Raw genomic sequence first — 2,635 nt, 5'->3', positions numbered from 1 at the left:
GTCGAGGAGATCAAGGGCCAGGAGGAGGTCAAGGAGGCCGGGCGCATGCTGCGCGAGGCCAACATGGCCTCGATGAACTATCGCGGCTTCGTCGAGGGCGACGACATCGGCAAGGGAACGGTCGACGTGGTCGTCACCGAGGGCTTTGCCGGCAACATCGCGCTCAAGACCGCCGAGGGCACCGCAAGGCAGATCGCCGGCTATTTGCGGGCCGCCATGAGCCGCACGCTGATGGCCAGGATCGGCTACGTCTTTGCCAAAGGTGCCTTCGACCGGCTGCGCGAAAAGATGGATGTCGGCCGCTCCAATGGCGGCGTCTTTCTGGGCCTGAACGGCATTGTGGTGAAGAGCCATGGCGGTGCCGATTCGGATGGCTTTGCCGCGGCGATCGAGCTCGGCTACGACATGGTGCGCAACAATCTGCTTGACCGGATCGAGGCCGATCTCGATCTGTTCCATGCGCGCAATCCGACTGCCCAGGCAAACAGGAAATCCGGCGTCGCCGTCGAGGCCGAGGAATAGGAACGAACCTTGATCAGATCAGTTGTGCGCGGCAACGGTGCCGCGCTGCCCCGCCGCATCATGAAGAATGCCGATTTCGAAGGCATGGTCGAGACCTCCGACGAGTGGATCGTCCAGCGCACCGGCATTCGCCAGCGCCACGTCGCGGCCGATGACGAGACGACGGCCTCGCTGGGCGAGGCGGCGGCGCGCGCCGCGCTCGACAGCGCCGGCCTGACGCCAGCGGATATCGACCTGATCGTGCTGGCGACCTCGACGCCTAATAACACGTTCCCGGCGACGGCTGTCGAAATCCAGAACCGCCTCGGCATGCATCACGGCTTTGCCTTCGACATGCAGGCCGTGTGTTCCGGCTTCGTCTATGCGGTCGCCACCGCCGATCTCTATATCCGCGGCGGGCTGGCAAAACGCGTCCTGGTGATCGGCTCCGAAACCTTCTCGCGCATCCTAGACTGGAGCGACCGCTCGACCTGCGTGCTGTTTGGCGATGGCGCCGGCGCCGTGGTGCTCGAAGCGGCGAAAGGGGCTGGCAACATCGCCGATCGCGGCGTGCTGGCCGCCAGCCTGCGTTCGGATGGCGTCCACAAGGAAAAACTCTTCGTCGACGGCGGCCCGTCCACCACGGGAACGGTCGGCCATCTCAGGATGGAAGGCCGCGAGGTCTTCAAGCACGCGGTCGGCATGATCACCGACGTTATCGAGGCCACTTTCGCCGAGGCCGGCATCACGGCGGAAGACCTCGACTGGTTCGTGCCGCATCAGGCCAATAAACGGATCATTGACGCTTCCGCCAAGAAGCTCGGGATAGCCGAAGAGAAAGTCGTGGTCACCGTCGATTTGCACGGTAATACCTCGGCTGCCTCCGTGCCGCTCGCTTTGTCGGTGGCCGTCGCCGACGGCCGCATCAAGAAGGGCGACCTTGTTCTGCTTGAGGCGATGGGCGGGGGTTTTACCTGGGGCGCGGTGTTGCTGCGCTGGTAAGTGCCGAACGCGGGGGTTCGGTCCTTGACCTTGCCGGATCAATTACTTAGGCTCTGCCGCTGCCTGTATCGATTTATGTTTTTGAGCTGATGGGACGGTCGCATGGGGGGAAAGACACTGACGCGTGCCGACGTAGCCGAAGCCGTTTACCGCAAGGTTGGTTTGTCGCGAACTGAATCGGCCGAGCTGGTCGAGGCCGTCCTGGATGAGATTTGCGAAGCCATCGTTCGCGGCGAGACGGTGAAGCTGTCTTCCTTCGCGACTTTCCATGTCCGCTCCAAGAATGAGCGCATCGGCCGCAATCCCAAAACCGGCGAAGAAGTGCCGATCCTGCCGCGCCGCGTGATGACCTTCAAATCCTCGAACGTGCTGAAGAACCGCATCTTGCGTTCGCACCAGAACAGCAAGGCCAAGGGCGTCAAGTAACCCTCGAATGCCGGTTGAAAACCGCGGCCCCTTTGACGCCGGGCTTGAATATCGCTTCATAAACCGCTGAAATAAGGTGCGATTCGGATCAACTCCGGATTGCGGTCCAGCGTGAGGATTCGCCCATGGACAAGAGCCCCGATGCTTTCCGTACCATCAGCGAGGTTGCGGAAGATCTCGACCTGCCGCAGCACGTGCTGCGTTTCTGGGAAACCCGTTTCAACCAGATCAAGCCGATGAAGCGTGGTGGCGGCCGCCGTTACTACCGGCCGCAGGATGTCGAACTGATCAAGGGCATCCGGCACATGCTTTATGATCAGGGCTATACGATCAAAGGCGTGCAGAAGCTGTTGCGCGAGAACGGCAACCATTTCCTGGTCGCGATCGGCAATGGCGACATGGCAGCCGTCGAGGCGATCGCGCAGCGCCGCCAGGCCGAGCAAGTGCCGCTGACCGCGGCTGCCCAGCCGCGCGGCGACGAGGATGCGCTGGTCGGTCAGCCCAAGGTGAAGCCCAGCCGCCGTTTCTTCGGCCTTGGCAAGGGAGACGACGAAGGTCCCGTGCAGCCGGACTCCTCGAAATTGTCGCGCGACAACCGGGCCTTGCTGCAGGAGGCGCTCTTCGACCTTCTGGAGTGCAAGCGCCTGCTCGACCAGGTGCGTTGAGCTTCGGGTGCCGCTCCCGCGGCTTGGACGGCCGGCGTCCC

The 2,635-nt window shown here is 62.9% G+C and carries 3 protein-coding genes and 1 pseudogene; all 4 read left to right on the top strand.

Translation table 11 applies throughout. The annotated features are described in order from the left end of the window. Nucleotides 1-522 (top strand): annotated as a pseudogene (locus EOA60_RS28005) (phosphate acyltransferase); the annotation flags it as partial. Nucleotides 523-531: 9 nt separating this feature from the next. Beyond that, on the top strand, nucleotides 532-1,503 hold the full coding sequence (locus EOA60_RS28000) for a beta-ketoacyl-ACP synthase III (RefSeq protein WP_095778646.1): 972 nt from the start codon (nucleotides 532-534) through the stop codon (nucleotides 1,501-1,503). 102 nt (nucleotides 1,504-1,605) lie between these two features. Then, nucleotides 1,606-1,929, top strand: a complete 324-nt coding sequence (locus EOA60_RS27995) for an integration host factor subunit alpha (protein WP_128312245.1) — start codon at nucleotides 1,606-1,608, stop codon at nucleotides 1,927-1,929. Nucleotides 1,930-2,054: 125 nt separating this feature from the next. Then, nucleotides 2,055-2,594, top strand: coding sequence for a MerR family transcriptional regulator (locus tag EOA60_RS27990; RefSeq protein WP_067000781.1), 540 nt, complete (start codon nucleotides 2,055-2,057; stop codon nucleotides 2,592-2,594). Nucleotides 2,595-2,635 lie beyond the last annotated feature (41 nt).

Origin of the sequence: Mesorhizobium sp. M1A.F.Ca.IN.020.06.1.1, assembly GCF_004023265.1 — a bacterium.
In the GTDB taxonomy this organism is placed as follows: Bacteria; Pseudomonadota; Alphaproteobacteria; order Rhizobiales; family Rhizobiaceae; genus Mesorhizobium.
Note: the sequence above shows the minus strand (reverse complement) of the source record. Positions and strands in the feature narration are given on the sequence as shown.